The sequence below is a fragment of the Peribacillus sp. R9-11 genome (assembly GCF_031345095.1).
Lineage (GTDB): Bacteria > Bacillota > Bacilli > Bacillales > DSM-1321 > Peribacillus > Peribacillus butanolivorans.
Genome location: NZ_CP133763.1, coordinates 906,998 through 922,730, shown reverse-complemented (window position 1 = coordinate 922,730; position 15,733 = coordinate 906,998). Strand labels below are relative to the sequence as shown.

The 15,733-nt window shown below is 34.9% G+C and carries 14 protein-coding genes and 1 pseudogene; 2 read left to right on the top strand and 13 right to left on the bottom strand.

Features of this window, described 5'->3' with window-relative positions; translation table 11 throughout:
• Nucleotides 1-23: 23 nt before the first annotated feature.
• The 4 genes from RE409_RS04445 to RE409_RS04430 all read right to left on the bottom strand — a co-directional run bounded on the left by RE409_RS04445 (nucleotide 24) and on the right by RE409_RS04430 (nucleotide 4,893).
• Nucleotides 24-1,436 (bottom strand): MFS transporter, encoded by a 1,413-nt coding sequence (locus RE409_RS04445; protein WP_201182554.1) that lies wholly within the window; start codon nucleotides 1,434-1,436, stop codon nucleotides 24-26.
• Nucleotides 1,437-1,708: 272 nt separating this feature from the next.
• Nucleotides 1,709-1,855, bottom strand: coding sequence for a hypothetical protein (locus RE409_RS04440; protein WP_309558596.1), 147 nt, complete (start codon nucleotides 1,853-1,855; stop codon nucleotides 1,709-1,711).
• A gap of 300 nt (nucleotides 1,856-2,155) precedes the next feature.
• On the bottom strand, nucleotides 2,156-3,712 hold the full coding sequence (locus tag RE409_RS04435; RefSeq protein ID WP_201222024.1) for a BCCT family transporter: 1,557 nt from the start codon (nucleotides 3,710-3,712) through the stop codon (nucleotides 2,156-2,158).
• A gap of 146 nt (nucleotides 3,713-3,858) precedes the next feature.
• Nucleotides 3,859-4,893 carry an aromatic ring-hydroxylating oxygenase subunit alpha gene (locus RE409_RS04430; protein ID WP_201254259.1) on the bottom strand — a complete coding sequence of 345 codons (1,035 nt, stop codon included), beginning with the start codon at nucleotides 4,891-4,893 and terminating at the stop codon, nucleotides 3,859-3,861.
• A gap of 309 nt (nucleotides 4,894-5,202) precedes the next feature.
• On the opposite strand from RE409_RS04430, the gene RE409_RS04425 reads away from it, so the two are divergent.
• Nucleotides 5,203-6,633, top strand: a complete 1,431-nt coding sequence (locus tag RE409_RS04425; RefSeq protein WP_309558593.1) for a sigma-54 interaction domain-containing protein — start codon at nucleotides 5,203-5,205, stop codon at nucleotides 6,631-6,633.
• A 363-nt stretch (nucleotides 6,634-6,996) separates the two neighbouring features.
• Here the strand turns inward: RE409_RS04425 and RE409_RS04420 are convergent.
• The 6 genes and pseudogenes from RE409_RS04420 to RE409_RS04395 all read right to left on the bottom strand — a co-directional run.
• Nucleotides 6,997-7,167: pseudogene (locus tag RE409_RS04420) on the bottom strand (lipid II flippase family protein); the annotation flags it as partial.
• 56 nt (nucleotides 7,168-7,223) lie between these two features.
• Nucleotides 7,224-7,751 carry a GNAT family N-acetyltransferase gene (locus tag RE409_RS04415; RefSeq protein ID WP_397444174.1) on the bottom strand — a complete coding sequence of 176 codons (528 nt, stop codon included), beginning with the start codon at nucleotides 7,749-7,751 and terminating at the stop codon, nucleotides 7,224-7,226.
• Between the two features lie 154 nt (nucleotides 7,752-7,905).
• On the bottom strand, nucleotides 7,906-8,190 hold the full coding sequence (locus RE409_RS04410) for a hypothetical protein (RefSeq protein WP_201182570.1): 285 nt from the start codon (nucleotides 8,188-8,190) through the stop codon (nucleotides 7,906-7,908).
• Between the two features lie 167 nt (nucleotides 8,191-8,357).
• Nucleotides 8,358-8,993, bottom strand: a complete 636-nt coding sequence (locus tag RE409_RS04405) for a Type 1 glutamine amidotransferase-like domain-containing protein (protein ID WP_309558591.1) — start codon at nucleotides 8,991-8,993, stop codon at nucleotides 8,358-8,360.
• A 182-nt stretch (nucleotides 8,994-9,175) separates the two neighbouring features.
• On the bottom strand, nucleotides 9,176-9,673 hold the full coding sequence (locus RE409_RS04400) for a GrpB family protein (protein WP_201182586.1): 498 nt from the start codon (nucleotides 9,671-9,673) through the stop codon (nucleotides 9,176-9,178).
• Nucleotides 9,674-10,376: 703 nt separating this feature from the next.
• On the bottom strand, nucleotides 10,377-10,817 hold the full coding sequence (locus tag RE409_RS04395; RefSeq protein ID WP_201182588.1) for an SRPBCC family protein: 441 nt from the start codon (nucleotides 10,815-10,817) through the stop codon (nucleotides 10,377-10,379).
• A gap of 496 nt (nucleotides 10,818-11,313) precedes the next feature.
• Here RE409_RS04395 and RE409_RS04390 point away from each other — a divergent pair, with 496 nt between their 5' ends.
• Entirely contained in the window at nucleotides 11,314-12,549 is a 1,236-nt protein-coding gene (locus RE409_RS04390) for an IS110 family RNA-guided transposase (protein WP_116821653.1), read from the top strand.
• Nucleotides 12,550-12,924: 375 nt separating this feature from the next.
• On the opposite strand, the gene RE409_RS04385 is transcribed toward RE409_RS04390, so the two are convergent.
• The 3 genes from RE409_RS04385 to RE409_RS04375 all read right to left on the bottom strand — a co-directional run bounded on the left by RE409_RS04385 (nucleotide 12,925) and on the right by RE409_RS04375 (nucleotide 15,712).
• Nucleotides 12,925-13,827 (bottom strand): hypothetical protein, encoded by a 903-nt coding sequence (locus RE409_RS04385; RefSeq protein ID WP_201254257.1) that lies wholly within the window; start codon nucleotides 13,825-13,827, stop codon nucleotides 12,925-12,927.
• Nucleotides 13,828-14,097: 270 nt separating this feature from the next.
• The gene (locus tag RE409_RS04380) at nucleotides 14,098-14,652 is read right to left on the bottom strand and encodes a GNAT family N-acetyltransferase (RefSeq protein ID WP_309558589.1); all 555 of its coding nucleotides are present in this window, start codon (nucleotides 14,650-14,652) and stop codon (nucleotides 14,098-14,100) included.
• Nucleotides 14,653-14,854: 202 nt separating this feature from the next.
• Nucleotides 14,855-15,712: a LysR family transcriptional regulator gene (locus RE409_RS04375; RefSeq protein ID WP_201182594.1), complete on the bottom strand. Its 858-nt coding sequence runs from the start codon at nucleotides 15,710-15,712 to the stop codon at nucleotides 14,855-14,857.
• Nucleotides 15,713-15,733: the final 21 nt, after the last annotated feature.

Genomic DNA, 15,733 nt, shown 5'->3' with positions numbered 1-15,733 from the left:
TGTGTTTCAGGGGAGTTTTTTCACTAATCCTTAATATTTCTTCTCTCAGCCAAGTCTTCAGCCAGTTGAATGGTCCTTTTCTTATTTAATGGATAAAGGAAGGCCAAAATTAAGAAAACAACTATATAGATGACTGCGGGTACTAAGGTTGCCAGTGCATGAATTCCATCAAGCGCTTGTTGTGTTTGTGCTTCTCGTGTTGCATCGTATCCAACCATTGCAATCGCAAAACCGCCGATTCCTCCTGCAATTGCTTGTCCTACTTTACGAGCAAATGAATAGATTGAATACACAGTTCCATCTTCACGAAGGCCAGTTAAATATTCGTGATAATCTATTACATCTGTTACAAATGCCCACACCACAATATTAAAGAATCCAAATCCAAACATCCCTATTGCTGAAATGATGATGAATTGTATCGCAGATAGGTTCGGCATGAAGTACAGTAGCCCATATACTCCCCCCGCAAGCAGCATCCCTATTGACGCCGTTTCTTTTTTACCAAATTTAGCAACGCATGGTTTTGCTATTGGCATAGCAACGAAAACTGCGGCAGTTTGTACCAATCCTATTAAACTTAGGGCTGACGCATTGCTGAAATAATCCTTAAACAAATACACATTAATTGCTCCTATCAGCATCGTACACATCATGAAAATTAAGGATGCTGCAAGGATAGACAATAAAGGCTTGTTTTTGACAATTCCTTTTACAGACTTTTTTAAAGAAGATTTTTGATTTTCATTTATAGGGGCAATAATTCGTTCGGTCGATAATTTATAACATGCTATATAACAAGAGATAGAAAGAAGTCCAAAAATGATAGCTCCTACCAGAAAATGGTTTGGATCTGCCTTATTATCCACAAATAGAATTAATGGACCCACTACGTTAATAATTAAACTAGCCAACATAGCTCCCATTGTCCTGAATGTGGATAGTGATGTACGTTCGACAGGATCGCTTGTTATAACTGAAGCCATCGAGCCGTATGGAATATTTACTGTGCTGTACAAAGTTCCCCAAACAATGTAAGTGACAAAGGCCCAGGCCATATAAAAGCCATCAGACATACCTGGAATCTTCACAAACATTAATATACCTGACAGTACCAATGGAAAGGACATCCTGAAAATCCAAGGTTTAAATTTTCCATGTTTGCCTGGCTTTCTTGTATCAATGAAACGTCCCCAAGTAACATCCGCAACAGCATCCCATAAACGCGCAATTAAAAAAAGTATTCCAACTGTAGCTGCACTGATATGAAAAATATCCGTATAGTAAACCATTAAGAAAGAACTTACTAAAATAAAGAAAAAGTCGTTCCCAAAATCCCCAAATAAGTAACCTAGTTTATCTCTAATACCAAATTTTCTGACTTTAACGTATACAACAGCTTCTTCAACGGATTCCAACCTTTCTAATTGACTCATTTTCATCCCTCCATAGCATTAGAAATCCACTGATTCATCAGGTTTTTATCCTAGAAGAAATAACGCTGTATGGTTTTAACCAGATAAATCTCATTGCATTCTTGCTCACCTGTGTTGAAAGCCCTTACAAAATGATACAAACAATAATTACTTACATTTAATACCTAAATATTTTTAATTAGTTTAGTAAACTAACCAAATATTTCTATAAATAGAATATCACCTGCCCTTTCTTTCGTCAATAATTTTTGTAAGCGTTATCATATAAATAATTATGAATATTGAAAATATATTTTTTTTACTCCGCTCGAGTGCTTTCCAACAGAAACCCGATCTTCTGGTGTTGGACTGGCAACAGCAATAAGTAGATTAGGATCAGCAATCGGTACGTTCCTACTTTCAATTGGTATTACAAGCATTAGAATTCAATTTACATTGCTTTGTCTCACAATTGTACTTATTATTTGGGCAATTGTATCAATAGCTTGGGCACCTTTAAGCTAAATCACTTACACTTAGTGAAACAAGTAATAGCGGAAAGATGAATAAAAGGAATGTAAATAATTTAAGGTTTTTTTACACAACTCCCAGAAAAGTTTTATACGGTTGGATCAGCAAACGCCAAACAGGCACCAGCTGTTCTTTTAGCTGGTGCCTGTTTCTTATTTATCCCTTAAGCTTTTGCACCTTTCCTGTATCCTCCCAGTTTGGATGATACATCAAGATGTTAGTTTTGTAGGTTCTTCATTGATAGTTTTTTCTATGCTACTGCTTTCTGCCTGATCCTCTTTTATCCATTTAATGAGCGATATTGATGCCATCGCCATTATTAATATGAGTGGAACGGAGGTAATGACTACTACTGATTGAAGAGCATGTAGTCCTCCACCGAACATCATGGAAAACGCTACAAGCTCTATGACCAAAGCCCAAAATATCTTATGCCATCGAGCTGGCTCTTGATCTAATGACAACTTTTTTGAAGCTGCACTTGCTAATGTGAATGACGAAGAGTCTAATGTAGCAGAAAGAAAAATAAGGGTGATAATGATAATGACAAACAAGGCAATACTGCCGCCGGGAAGGCCCTGGTAAATGGCAGCAATCGCTGCTTCTCCACCTTTCTTCTCTAAAATGTCAATGACAGGAACAAGTTTATTAAGTTCAAAGTAAAGACCTGTATTACCCATTATAGAAAACGCTGCCCAACATCCTACCGTTCCTCCAATGCATTCAGCAAAAATGACTTGTCTTATCGTTCTTCCTTTTGAGATTTTCGCTACAAATATGCCCATATAAGGAGCACAAGCAAACCACCAGGCCCAGTAGAATATCGTCCAGGCTTCCGGAAAGCCAGAATTGGCAACGGAGTCGGTATAGAAACTCATACGAAAGAAATTCTGTAACAAAACCCCAACGCTATCCGTAAATCTGGATATAATAAACAAAGTTGGACCAGCTAAAAGAACGAATGCAGAAAGTGCTAAAAAGAGATACGTATTGATGTTAGCTAATCTTTTCAGGCCCTTTTTCAGACCAAAATACGTGCTAACACAGAAGATTAATGTCAAGATTACTATAAGCGCCATATCTAACATAAAGCTTCGTGGTATATTAAATAATTCAGAAATACCTTCAGAAATCATCGGAAGTCCCAAGCCTAGAGCAGCCCCTATACCTCCAACTAGTCCAACCATGAAAAAAACGTCAATCGCTTTTCCTACCCAGCTATTTGCTCCCTTTTTGAGAACACCTTCACACGCTGAACTCAATTTCACACTCGGATTTTTCCTCACATATAAGTTATAGGCAATCGGCAAAGCAGGTAGACAATATAGTACCCATGCGCTAAATCCCCAATGAAATAATCCATACGTAGACGCCCAATCTGCCGCCGCCGTAGTTTTTGGTTCGGCCCCAAAAGGAGGAGCTGTGTAATAATACGCCCATTCAATGGCACTCCAGTATGTGATACTTGCACCAATTCCGGCCGTAAATAACATAGCTAACCAGCTAAATGTTGAAAATTCCGGCTTGGTATCAGGCGCACCAAATTTTATCTTTCCATATTTACTAAATGCCAGCCAAATCAAGAAACCTAAAGCCGCTACCACAGCCCATAAATATAATGAACTCAAACTCTCGGCAATTAAATGATGAAGATCTCCGAGGATAGCAGTCCCTTGTTTAGGATTTAATAGTACAGGAATTGATAAAGCAGCAAGAATAGCTAGAGCCGGCCAAAAGATTGCTTTATCTACATTTGATTGTTTCATAAAATAAAAAACCCTCTTTCATTGCTTTTTGATAGTATGCAAACTACACTTTCAGCTCTAGCTTTTATATAATTCACTAACAAATGAACAACACATATAAAACGCTTTCATTTTTAATAAACTATAGACCATTTATAGATTACAGACTAGCTTTGCATCGCCTTTGTGACTAATTGATGAAAATGTTTCAAACCGTGCTCGGTCGGAGAATATACTCCTCTTCCACAAGCCTTAGAATGTAATCCACTTTGTAATAACTCAACTAGTTCGAAGTCTTCTTCTCGCACTTGATCGACAAATTTAATTAAATCTTCCTCGTCTTCAGTTAACTTTTCATCAGCAAAATAATAACGATAAATAGCCAATGAACTTTTTTCATCAACCGGGATAATATGGCTCGTTGTCATATTTCCAGTACCTGGGTAAATACTAATCATGGTATTCGGCCATACCCAGTAAAAACGTGCACCAGAACCTTCTTCTTCATCGCTTGCTGTTGTACACTGATAGGAAAAATTATCACAAGGAGTAATACTATATTTAGTTAAATCGAATGCCTTCGAGAAGCTAGGATGTGCAATTTGACAATGATCACATTCCAAATAATTGTCAATGATTGATTTCCAGTTAGCAAGAACAATTCGCCGGTTTTCCCTGACCTTTTTTAAGGAACTAAGAAAAGTATATTCTTTTATGTTATTTAAAAAAGATTGATAATCTGTTTCGAAAGAAGAGGCATCCTGATCTAGATTTACAAATATCATCGATTGATGTACTTCTAATCGAATTGAAGTCATGCAGCTAGGCTTTTCTATATCATTTGTTTTGAAATTTGGAGTCCTGTTCACCTTACCATCTAAATGGAATGTCCATCCATGATACATACACTGGAGAATTTTTTTATTGCCCTGTTCAGTACGCTCGACCATCGCACCGCGGTGAGGGCAAATATTATAAAAAGCCCGTAACTCTTCATCCTTTCCCCGTGTTACAATAATCGGCTCCCCAACCAAATCAAATGTAAAGAAGTCTCCAACCTTCTCTACCTGGCTTGTATGCCCAACCATAATCCAGTTTTTATAGAAAATATTTTCCCTTTCCCCCTTCATGACTTCAGGATCCACATACTGATTATAAGGTAGTGTGTATTCCAACTTTTTCATATCTTCTTTTGTAGACATAATGGCAGTTCCTCCTTTTAATTATGCATAAGATTAAAGACTTGCTCTGAATAAGGATACAGGTATTACTTTTAAATCTCCTCTACCTATTGGCATCATATTTCCTTATATCTGTAGCATGCTTTACTTAACTCTTATGCAAGGATAATGCCAATTCGAAAGCTCTCTATTATTACCGATATTTTACTATTTCCCCCTTCTTTAATGTATAAATATGATTTATAATTGACTCAATTTAACCATAATAGACTCATTTTAGTTATTACAGACTCATTTGACATCTTAAAAGGAGATGAAGGGAGCTAACTCATGCAAAACTTAATGAATAATGAAGAAAAAATTGAAATGAGTACTGAGATATTGAAAAAAATTTTAGATCATTCACCTAATGAGATTTATGTTCTTAACAAAGATGCCTGCATTATTTACGCAAATAAAGCTTATGAAAGGCATTATGGAAAGCAGTTAAGCGAAATAGTTGGAAAACATAATAATGAAATATTCTCCAAAGGATATTGGAAACCTAGTATTTTACCCTTTGTTCTGAAGGACAAGAAATCGGTTACAATAAAGCAAGTTTCATATATTGGAAAGGAAATGATTACAACAGCTATTCCTTTACTCAACGATGAACAGGAAATTGAACTTATTATTACAACAGCACAAGAACCAAACTATAAAGGGTTATACATTTCAGAGGAAAAGGAACCAGAAGAAATAAGTGAAAAGAATTCTTATAAAGAAAACGTAATTACGAACAATGAACAGATGAACAATGTAATGGAAATATGCGATAAGATTTCTATGGTTGATGCAACCATTTTGATTCAAGGGGAGTCTGGTACAGGGAAAGGAGTGTTGGCTAAATACATTCATAATAGAGGACTTCGAAAGAACTCGCCTTTCTTATCAATTAACTGTGCTACCATACCGGAACAATTAATAGAATCAGAACTTTTCGGATACACGGAGGGGTCTTTTACCGGGGCAACCAAAGGCGGAAAAAAAGGACTACTTGAAATGGCAAACGGTGGTACCGTGTTTTTAGATGAAATAGGAGAAATCCCGTTTAATATTCAAGCTAAGCTTTTACAGGTTATTCAAGACCTTGAATTTCTTCCTGTTGGGGGCAGAGAACTAAAGAAAGTGGATATTCGAATTATTTCCGCTACCAATCGAGACTTATTTGAGATGGTGCAGAAAAAACGATTTAGGGAAGATTTATATTATCGACTTAATGTGGTTAATTTACAAATACCGCCATTAAGGGAAAGAAAAGAAGATATCATCCCGCTATCTTACTATTTTCTTTCAGTATTCAATAAAAAGTATCAAGTTAATCGTATTATATCGAAGGAAGTCCTCGATATTTTTTATGACTATCCATGGTCCGGAAATATACGTCAATTAGAGAATTTGGTTGAAAGCTTAGTTGTAACGAGTGATGCTATCATTCAGGTATCTGATTTACCGATCATACTACAACAAAAAAATGCTCGAGTAACCCCAAGTCAAGAGACACCACTTAGTCGAAACAGCACACCCCAAGACCTATCGAGTCAGATGCTCCAAGATTATTCATTAGATAAAGCGTTAGAAGAACTTGAAAGAAACCTGATCGTTAACTCCTATACAAAATTCAGGAATACAAGAAAAGTCGCTAATCAATTATCCATTAGCCAATCAAAAGCGTCACGGTTAGTGCGGAAATACTGCAAAGATTTAGACTTTTATAAGTGATTTCATTAAAGAAATGAATCATAAATATTAGGGAGCTTAATCATTTGTTTTTTACGGTTTATTGCACGTTCTACGCGGCACTTACTGAATGTAAAAACAGTTTTTATTCCCTTACTTACATTTCCGCAGTGCTGCCTCAGATCTTTTTGAACGGAATAAGATGGCCATGAATCTTCTAGTATCCAGATCATGGTACAGCACACAGATTTAGTAGCCGATAAATACATCAAAGATATTTATTTCATACATTATTATTAAACAGGCTTTGTTAAACATTAATAAAAGAGACCACTTATTGTGGTCTCCTTTATTGCATCCTATTAAACTAACGCACCTGTTGTTCTATAAGAAATCAGATAATTATTAGACAATAAATTTAGTAAACCACGCAATATATCCTGCCCCTGGAATAAAAAATACTTGAGCTAGTAAGGTTCCTAATAAACGAGAAGTAACCATCATAAGAGATAAGCCCTTGAGATTAAGGTAACTTCCCTTTTGATTTATTACGTCATCCGCAAGAATAGATTCTTTGGTATTGTCTTTTTTCGAAGTTACAGAAATTTATTTTCATAGTAGTTCAAGAAGGATTAAACCAATTTATACATAAGAATGTCATCTACATATAAGTCCTCGCTAAACTTTACTTCTTTAATTTTACGTCCTTCCTCTACAAATCCCACACTTTTGTATAAGGCTATTGCCCTCTGATTTGTTGATAAAACTCCTAAACTTACTTTCTCAATTAAAGGGTTTTGTTCTGCCCAGTTTAAAAGTTCTTTAATAAGGAGTTTACCAATACCCATATCTCGATAATCTTTCTTTATCATAGTCGTAAAATAACCAGTATGAGCAAGCCTTTTGGTATTTTTTGACCGAAATACAATCAAACCAATAACTTTTCCTTTAATTTCAGCCACAATTATTGTTTCTCTTTCATTTTCTAAAATTTTCTGTATCCAACTTCTTTGTTGCTCCGTTGTCTCTTCAAATTCTTCTAAAACGGAAATCATAAATTCGTTTTCTGAAACAACTTCCCTTTGAATTTCTAACAAGGCTTCTGCATCATCTAAATTTCCTGTTCTTAGGGAAACTTGGAAATTATTTTTTGTCATCATTATTAGCCCCTTTACCTTACATATTTCAATAATAATTCCACAAATATGGTAGATACGCTCTTTCACTAACCTGCCCCTTTAATTCTATAAGAAAAAGGCTGCCATATCTGACAGCCCACACTCAATGATCTCACCTTTGTTAGTCCATGATAAATCAATTATTCTTGTGCAGTGCTTTCTGGGCTTTTTGTTCATCTTCTTTTTTAACAAAAACATCATATTGAGTAGAATCCATACGATTTGGGAGATTTTCGGAACCTATATTTATTGGAGTTTTAGTTTTGTATGTTATTCCTTCGCTTTTCAGTTTGGAAACCACCTTAAAATAATTCTCATATCCAAATGTAGTATAGATACATTTCCAATACCTATTTGAAATTAGTTGGGTAGTTGCAATAAACACAATCACAAAAACTAGAAATGCAATTATTATATACACCTTTTTAGCTCCTTTTCTTTTCGGATTCTCTTAAAAAAATGCAAATAAATGATATATATTACATTATATTCTTTCCCGTGTGTACTATTTCCTTTTAGAACCATAAGAAAAAGGCTGCCGCAGCAACCCCTATTATTGAAGTAAAGCACCCGTAAGTTCATTAAGAATTAGGAATTTACTATTTCCTTTTTCATATTTTGAAAGGAATAGATATCATTTGCCACTTTAAATAGTTTCCCGTTCTTGGAGAAAATTGCACTTCCATTTGGTATTGCATATACCTTTCGTTCATTTGATAGGGGAATTAATTCTCCATCTATATTATCCTCGTAATGGACCTCAACGCTAAACCCAACTAATCCTAAGCCCTTGATCACTATCGTTTCTGGATAGTCTTTATCTTTTGTTATTATGCAATCATTGCAGAAAGCTAATGAACCCGCACTATATCCAATGATTAAACCTTGAAAGTCTTTGATAATTGGGGTAAGTCCTTTTTCTTCTATTACATGGATTAACCTTTCTGGCTTTCCACCAATAAAATAAAGAACATCATGTTCTATTATAGACTTTTTCATTTCTTTTTCTGAAAGGTCTTCGTTTAATAATTCAACACTCACATTCTCCATTATTGAAAAGGCTTGTTTGATACTTTCCATCCAGCTTTCATACCTGGAGTTGTCGGTTGCAAAAGGGATTATTAAAATCTTAGCATCAGGTTTAATCATTTTTGAAAGTTCCAGGAACACTTCACCTAATTCGTTATTCAAGTGATTTCCGCCACCTATAAAACAAATTTCCATATGTCTACCCCCATTTATTTACAAGCTATTCTTAAAATATTCTACGTAAAAAAGGACAATACCTTTATATGTCACTGCTCTTCAGCTACCTGCCCCGTTAGTTCATTAAGAAAAAGGTTGCCGCAGCAACCTCCCTTTTTGAAGTAAAGCACCCGTTAGTTGAAGATGAAAAAAGCAATTTATCACAGATTATTAAATTCAGGAGTCTTCATTAATCTTTGGAAAAATTCGTTTTTGGCTTCCCTGTATTCATCCATATTTTTGCCTTCATACTTCCTCTTTAGCTCATCATATTCCATCCTGTAAGCATCACTTCGTAATAAAACATCTCGGAACTTCCAAAAATAATCATATTCAGAATCAATGACACTTAATTGTACTCCTAAAGGAGGAATTTTTGTATCGTCTTTAAATGACCTGAAGAATGAAGTTTTTACACTGCCATCATTAAGTTCATATAATTGTGAAAGTGCTTGTACGGCTTTAGAGAAGTGTTCAGGAATAACACGCACTTGTATATCTAAATCACCCTTTGTAAGGCAATTAGGTATAGCTGTACTTCCTATGTGCTGGATATCAGCTTCTTCCAGAAGTTCTTTAATTATTTTTTTATGCACTAAGAAAGCTTTCTCCACATTTTCATAAGACTGACTATTATCTAAGAAATTTACTTGTTCCATATGTCTCTCTCTCTCCCTTAATAAATTCTTTATAGTTAACTTTACCATTCTTCAGCTAAACTGCCCTGTTAGTTCAACAAGGAAGTATCTATACGAAAATTGTAAAAGGGAAAAATATATAATAGTCATCTACATTATGAACTAAAAGATACCAAATGACATATGAAACAACACAGATTACAATGGAAATACCTATTAAAATGAATATATTCATTTCTTTTCTAAGAAGTTTAAAAGATATCACCAACCCAAATAGTAAAAGTAAAATTGCTCCAAATAATACATATAACCCAACTGAAAAGGAAGAAATAAAACTTAAAAAATAAACAAACACAGCTCCCAAATAGAACCAAAAAGAAAGCTTCATTTCTTTTCAACCTCCCTTCTGAATTACACAAATTATACATCTTGTTTTACCATAAATTACAAACCTTTTTTAAATTAACCTGCCCCAATAGTTGCATAAAGAAAGAGCTGCCTTAAAGACAGCTCTGATCCTAAGCTAAAGCACCTGTTAGTTCATTAAGAAAAGCGATTCTGGAATATTGAAAAAAAGAGGCCATCCTTTTTGGACAGCCCCCTTTCCGCTAATTATAAAATTTCTAGTAGAGCTCGATATCATTATTTTGGTCACTTCAGAATGTTACCATCTATACTTCAGAGAAGGTATCTCCAAAATGAATTGGCTTTCAATCTTTGAAAACTATGAGAATACTGCAATTTTACGTGCGATAGATTCTGTTAAACGAGATGCTACTTTTGGAACAGCCCATTTAATAATTGGTGTTAACACCGCACCAGATAATCCGCCTGCATGGATTTCCACCTTACAAGTCATTATTGTTTTACCATTAACATCTTCTGCAGTAAAGTGACCGCTTCCTGTAAAATTATCTGATAAACCTTTTAGTTCAAACTTAATATTTGAAGGTTCATTCCATTCGGTAATATCTACCTGCGCTTGTATTGTTTTTTTAATACCTTTCACACTACCTTCAAATGTCCAAATAGATTGCTTGTCATTTATGATTTCATGTTCTTTATAGGCTGGTACTGTCGTTGCCCATTTTTCGAGATCACTGACATAATCCCAAACTGCTTGTACATCTACTGGAACTTCTACAGTATGCGTTCCCGTTGCCATTATGATCCCCACCTTCACTATGTATGAATTGTAACTTTACATTTCTACAAAATAATTATTACATAAAAAGCATAAACTTACATCACTAATTATACATAGCTTTCCTTCTTCCAATCCCCCAATTATTTGTAGAATCAAAATTCTCCAATCCTCCACAATCCGGCCCTTTAATGGAATAACAGGACTGACGTTTTTAAACGACTTTAATGTCACTTAACAGTATCCCTTATGGAACTATCCTGCCCCTTTCGTATTATAAAGGTCAGCCAGTTATTTCTGGTTGAACAATTTTTATATCGATATATGATAACGGTAGCCGGGGTAGAACGTTCCTGCCCGTGGGGCTTGGACCCCGTCAACTAAACAGTTCGCCCCCTACTTGCTTAAACATGATTTGGCTGGTTGGGACCAAGATCTCGTATAACAAGCGAAGCTATGATACTGCAAGAAGGATTAGGGGTTACCGGCAATATTATGTTTTTGGAGGAGATAAAAAATGAATCCAGTGGTTGGTCTGGATGTAGCTAAAGGTGAAAGTCAGGTTCAAGCGTTCTTGGATAAAAAGAAGCCTTATAAAAGAAGTTTTAAAGTAGCACATACCATTGAAGGACTAGAGAGCTTACACCAATATCTTAGAGAGATAGAAAACGTAACAGGAATTCGACCTCCGGTCGTTTTAGAGTCTACTGGGCATTATCATACGCCCGTTGTACAGTATTTTGAGGAGAGAGGTTACTTATTAATTATCGTTAACCCACTCATTTCTTATCGTGCGAAGAGCTCTAGTTTACGGAAAGTAAAGACAGATTTAATCGATGCACGTCACCTCTGCGAGCTGTACTATAAAGAGGATTTAGAGCCTTATAAAAAACGAGGGATACAACTCTTAAATCTTCGTAATCTTTCAAGACAACATGCAAATATAACAGGTATCTATGTACAAACAAAACTACAGTTTCAGGCTGTTCTTGATCAAGTATTTCCTGAATATAGAGGGGTTTTTGGAGATTTGTATTCGGTTGTTTCTTTGCTTACTCTATTAGAATTCCCTACTTCTGAAGACATATCAGCAGTCGATGAAGAAACTGTAGCAAATAGGATTAATGAACTTTGTCCAAGTCGTTCTAGAAAGTGGGCGAATACACAGGCAGAGAAACTTATGGCTGCCTCAGCTCGAAATCCTTTTCAGAGAACTTTATATCAGAGTCACATTTTAAGCCTAGAGATGTATATAAAAATGCTTCTAGAATACCAAAAGCACTTATCCAAATTTGAAGAAGAGATAAATGCTTTGGCAAAAGAAATTGAAGAATATAAGATTATCCAATCCATCCCTGGTATCGGTGAAAAAATCGCTACAACGATTATTTCTGAAATTGGAGAGATTGATCGGTTTAATCACCCTAAAAAACTAGTGGCATTTGCCGGAATTGATCCAAGTATCTTTGAATCAGGTAAATTTAAAGGCTCAGTAAATCGGATTACCAAAAGAGGTTCTGGTAGACTACGACATGCCTTATATATGGCAGTTCGTTGTGCCATTCGTGATTGTCGCAAGAAGAAAACGACAGATGAAATCATCCCTCGGAACAAGAGATTACGAGAGTTCTATGATAAGAAACGTGAAGAAGGAAAGCCCTTTAAAGTAGCTGTGATAGCATGTGCCAATAAGCTTCTACAATGGATTTATGCACTATTACAAAATAACTCGACTTTCCAAGATCTAACCTAGTTTAAAAGTATAACTAAATAGCACAAAACTTTCCAAATATAGTTCATTGGAAGGTTATTTAGCATGCACAAATTTAGTATAGCATGAAATATTTTAAGTTTTCATTGAAAAATGTTGACTAACTATTAGCTGGTTTAGTTCCATAAGAAAAAGCTGCCTTAAAGACAGCTCCGATCTTAAGCTAACGCACCCTTTAGCTGAAGTAGTTTTTTTCATAAAGTCAGTTATATTTTAACATATTTTCCTATTCCAGTTTAAAGATTCATAAAAGACGAATCTTTTAGTAGGATTCGCCTTGATTACGGAAGAAACTTTTAGATAGACACCTTCCGTTAGATGAAATTTAGCTTGCTAGATATTCAACAATAATTTCTATCATTCCTCATCAAAATTTACATCAAATAGATAATCAGACAATTCAGTACCTTCGAAGCTTTCTTGTGTGATATTTCCTTGATCATCTCTTTCTTCTGCCGTTTTCTTCATTGCAAATGTTGAAATATAATAACCTTCAACTGGTAACTGCTCATCATCTAATAATTGTATTTCTCCATTTGATACGACATGAGTTCGATTTTCTACTGCATAATTGATAAGTTCCCCTGTACTTTGTATAACATAGGAAGAAAAGTCACCCTTAGCATGAGTAATATCTTTAATATCAAGCACATTAAGATTTTCAAAAAAATGTTCAGCATCAATTAATCGATTGTATTGGAGCCATGTTTCAAGCTGACTATTCATAACTTGATACCTATTCTTATCAATATCATATCGAATTTGATAGAGATTATAGCTATTGCCATTTTGACCAAGTAGTTGCCAGCTTAAGTCTGTAATTCTTCCATCTTCAGTATAGTCTACTTCAAAATCCTCAAGCCTCAAACTGTTGTTCTCTAGATTTAAATCTTGCTTAACCAGTTCATATTCTTCTTGAAAGTTCATCGTATATACTGAACCAAGTTCATGCTCAATGAATATTGGGCGACTTTCCCATTCATCCATTGCATATGGTATGGTCCAATGGACGAATATAAATGCAAGAAAACCAAAGACCGCAGCTATTCGTTTAACCTGTACATTTAACTTAGGTCGAAAAAATATCAGATACACTACAAACCCAAGTGGAAGTGAAATTTGATTGAAATTAAAGGCAAATGAACCTAATATAAAATATCCAATTATTTTTAACGGAAAATAAGATTCTTTATCGTCATTTTTCCACACTAAAAATAAAAAACTAACAATTAATATCACTGTGTAAACAATAGATGCCATTTTTAAGTCCCCCTATCTGGTAGGAAATCGCCTTGATTGTATATCCAGAATCACCCAATAAATATGGGTATTTTACCTTTATTATAGTTAATCGAAAAGACATTAAGACTATTACTTAATAACTAGACAAATTCCAAAAAAGAATGGCTTTATCATAACCAGGATTATCCTTATTAAATTAACCTGCCCCTTTAGTTCCGTAAGAAAAAGGTTGCCGCAGCAACCTCCCATATTGAAGTAAAGCACCCGTTAGCTATATAACATCTGTGATTAATTCGTAAAATAAGCCATTAAGATTAAGTCATAGTATGTTTCATTATCAATCTTTATAGCTTTCAATTTACGGCCTTCCTCAACAAACCCAAAATTTTCGTATAAACAAATTGCATTCGTATTATCAGCAAATACTTCAAGGCAAGCTTTTTCAATTAAAGGGTTGTCTTTTGCCCAATCCAACAATACAGTTAGCAATGCTTTACCAACTCCTTGATTTCTATATTCGTTGGCAACACTCATTCCAAAGGCACCTTGATGTAGAATTCGCTTTTTATGACCATTATGAAAATCTAAAAAACCTATTATTTCTTCTTGATATTCAGCTATAATTGCTAACTTCCCATTGTCATCAACTATATGTTTTAAAAATTGTTTTTCTTGATCATAAGATACTTTGAATTCAGTCTCGGTAGTAAGTAAATAAGGGGCTTCACTAATAATAGCCTTATTAAATCTTAGCACCTTCTCCGCGTCTTCGGGTAAAGCTGTTCTCAATAAAAATGATTCACCGTTCTTTTTTATGAAATGCTTTGGTTGAAACTGTCCCATAGAAACCACCTTCATATTTATTTCTTATATAATTTCTACAATTTACAGGTAATACCTCTTAAACTAAACTGCCCCTTAAGTTCTACAAGAGAAATGCACAAAAAAAGAACCCCTTTGCAATAAAGAAGTCCTTTTTCATTCAATTTCAGTTGCAAATTGAACCAATTCAGGGTGATCTGCCATAGCTCGCATCGCTTTTTCTCTATCCTTTCGCTACAATAAAGTCAATGAAATATCGACTTGTAATCGGTAAAATACTTTTCTCTTTATAAGCTATACTAATAGTCCGCATTACTTGTGGTTCAATCGATTTTGTCACAATATTATATTGTAAACGTTCTAATATTAATGAAGGCAAAATTGAAAGACCTAGTCCCTGCTCAATCATTGACATAATGGCATAATCATCTTGTACACGATATTCGATTTTCGGTTCAAATTGGTGTCGATGAAATACATTAAGAGGTTCACTAACAGCTCCTTCATCTAATAAGATATAAGGCTCCTCTAATAATTCCTGTAATAGTACTTTATCACGCATTTCCAAATGATGATTTGGTGGTAAACACGCAAGCATTTCATCTTGTTGAATAGGAATCATTTCGAGTTGTGTCACTGCATCTGGATTCACAAAGCCAAAATCTACTACCCCTTCTTTAATTAAATTTTCAATATCCGTATAATCACCTAAATGAATTTCAAATCGGACATTAGGATACAGTATTTTAAATTCCTTCATCCATTGTGGTAACCAGTGACATGCCACACTCGAAAATGTTCCAATTCGAATAGTCCCTCGTTCTAACCCTTGCATTTCCTTTTTCTTTTCATGTAATTCTCTAATTGCATTACAAATACTTCTAATAAACGGTAAATATTGCTCTCCATCTGGTGTCAGTGTTACTCCTGTCCGTGAACGAATGATAAGCTGCGTTTCCAAGTCAGCTTCTACTGTATGAACAAGCTGACTGACAGCTGATTGCGTATAACCAAGTTGTTTTGCTGCACTTGTAAAACTACCCGTTTCAAGTACCGCAAGAAGTGCGAAATATGCATTCATGTTAATCACCTCTATATTAGT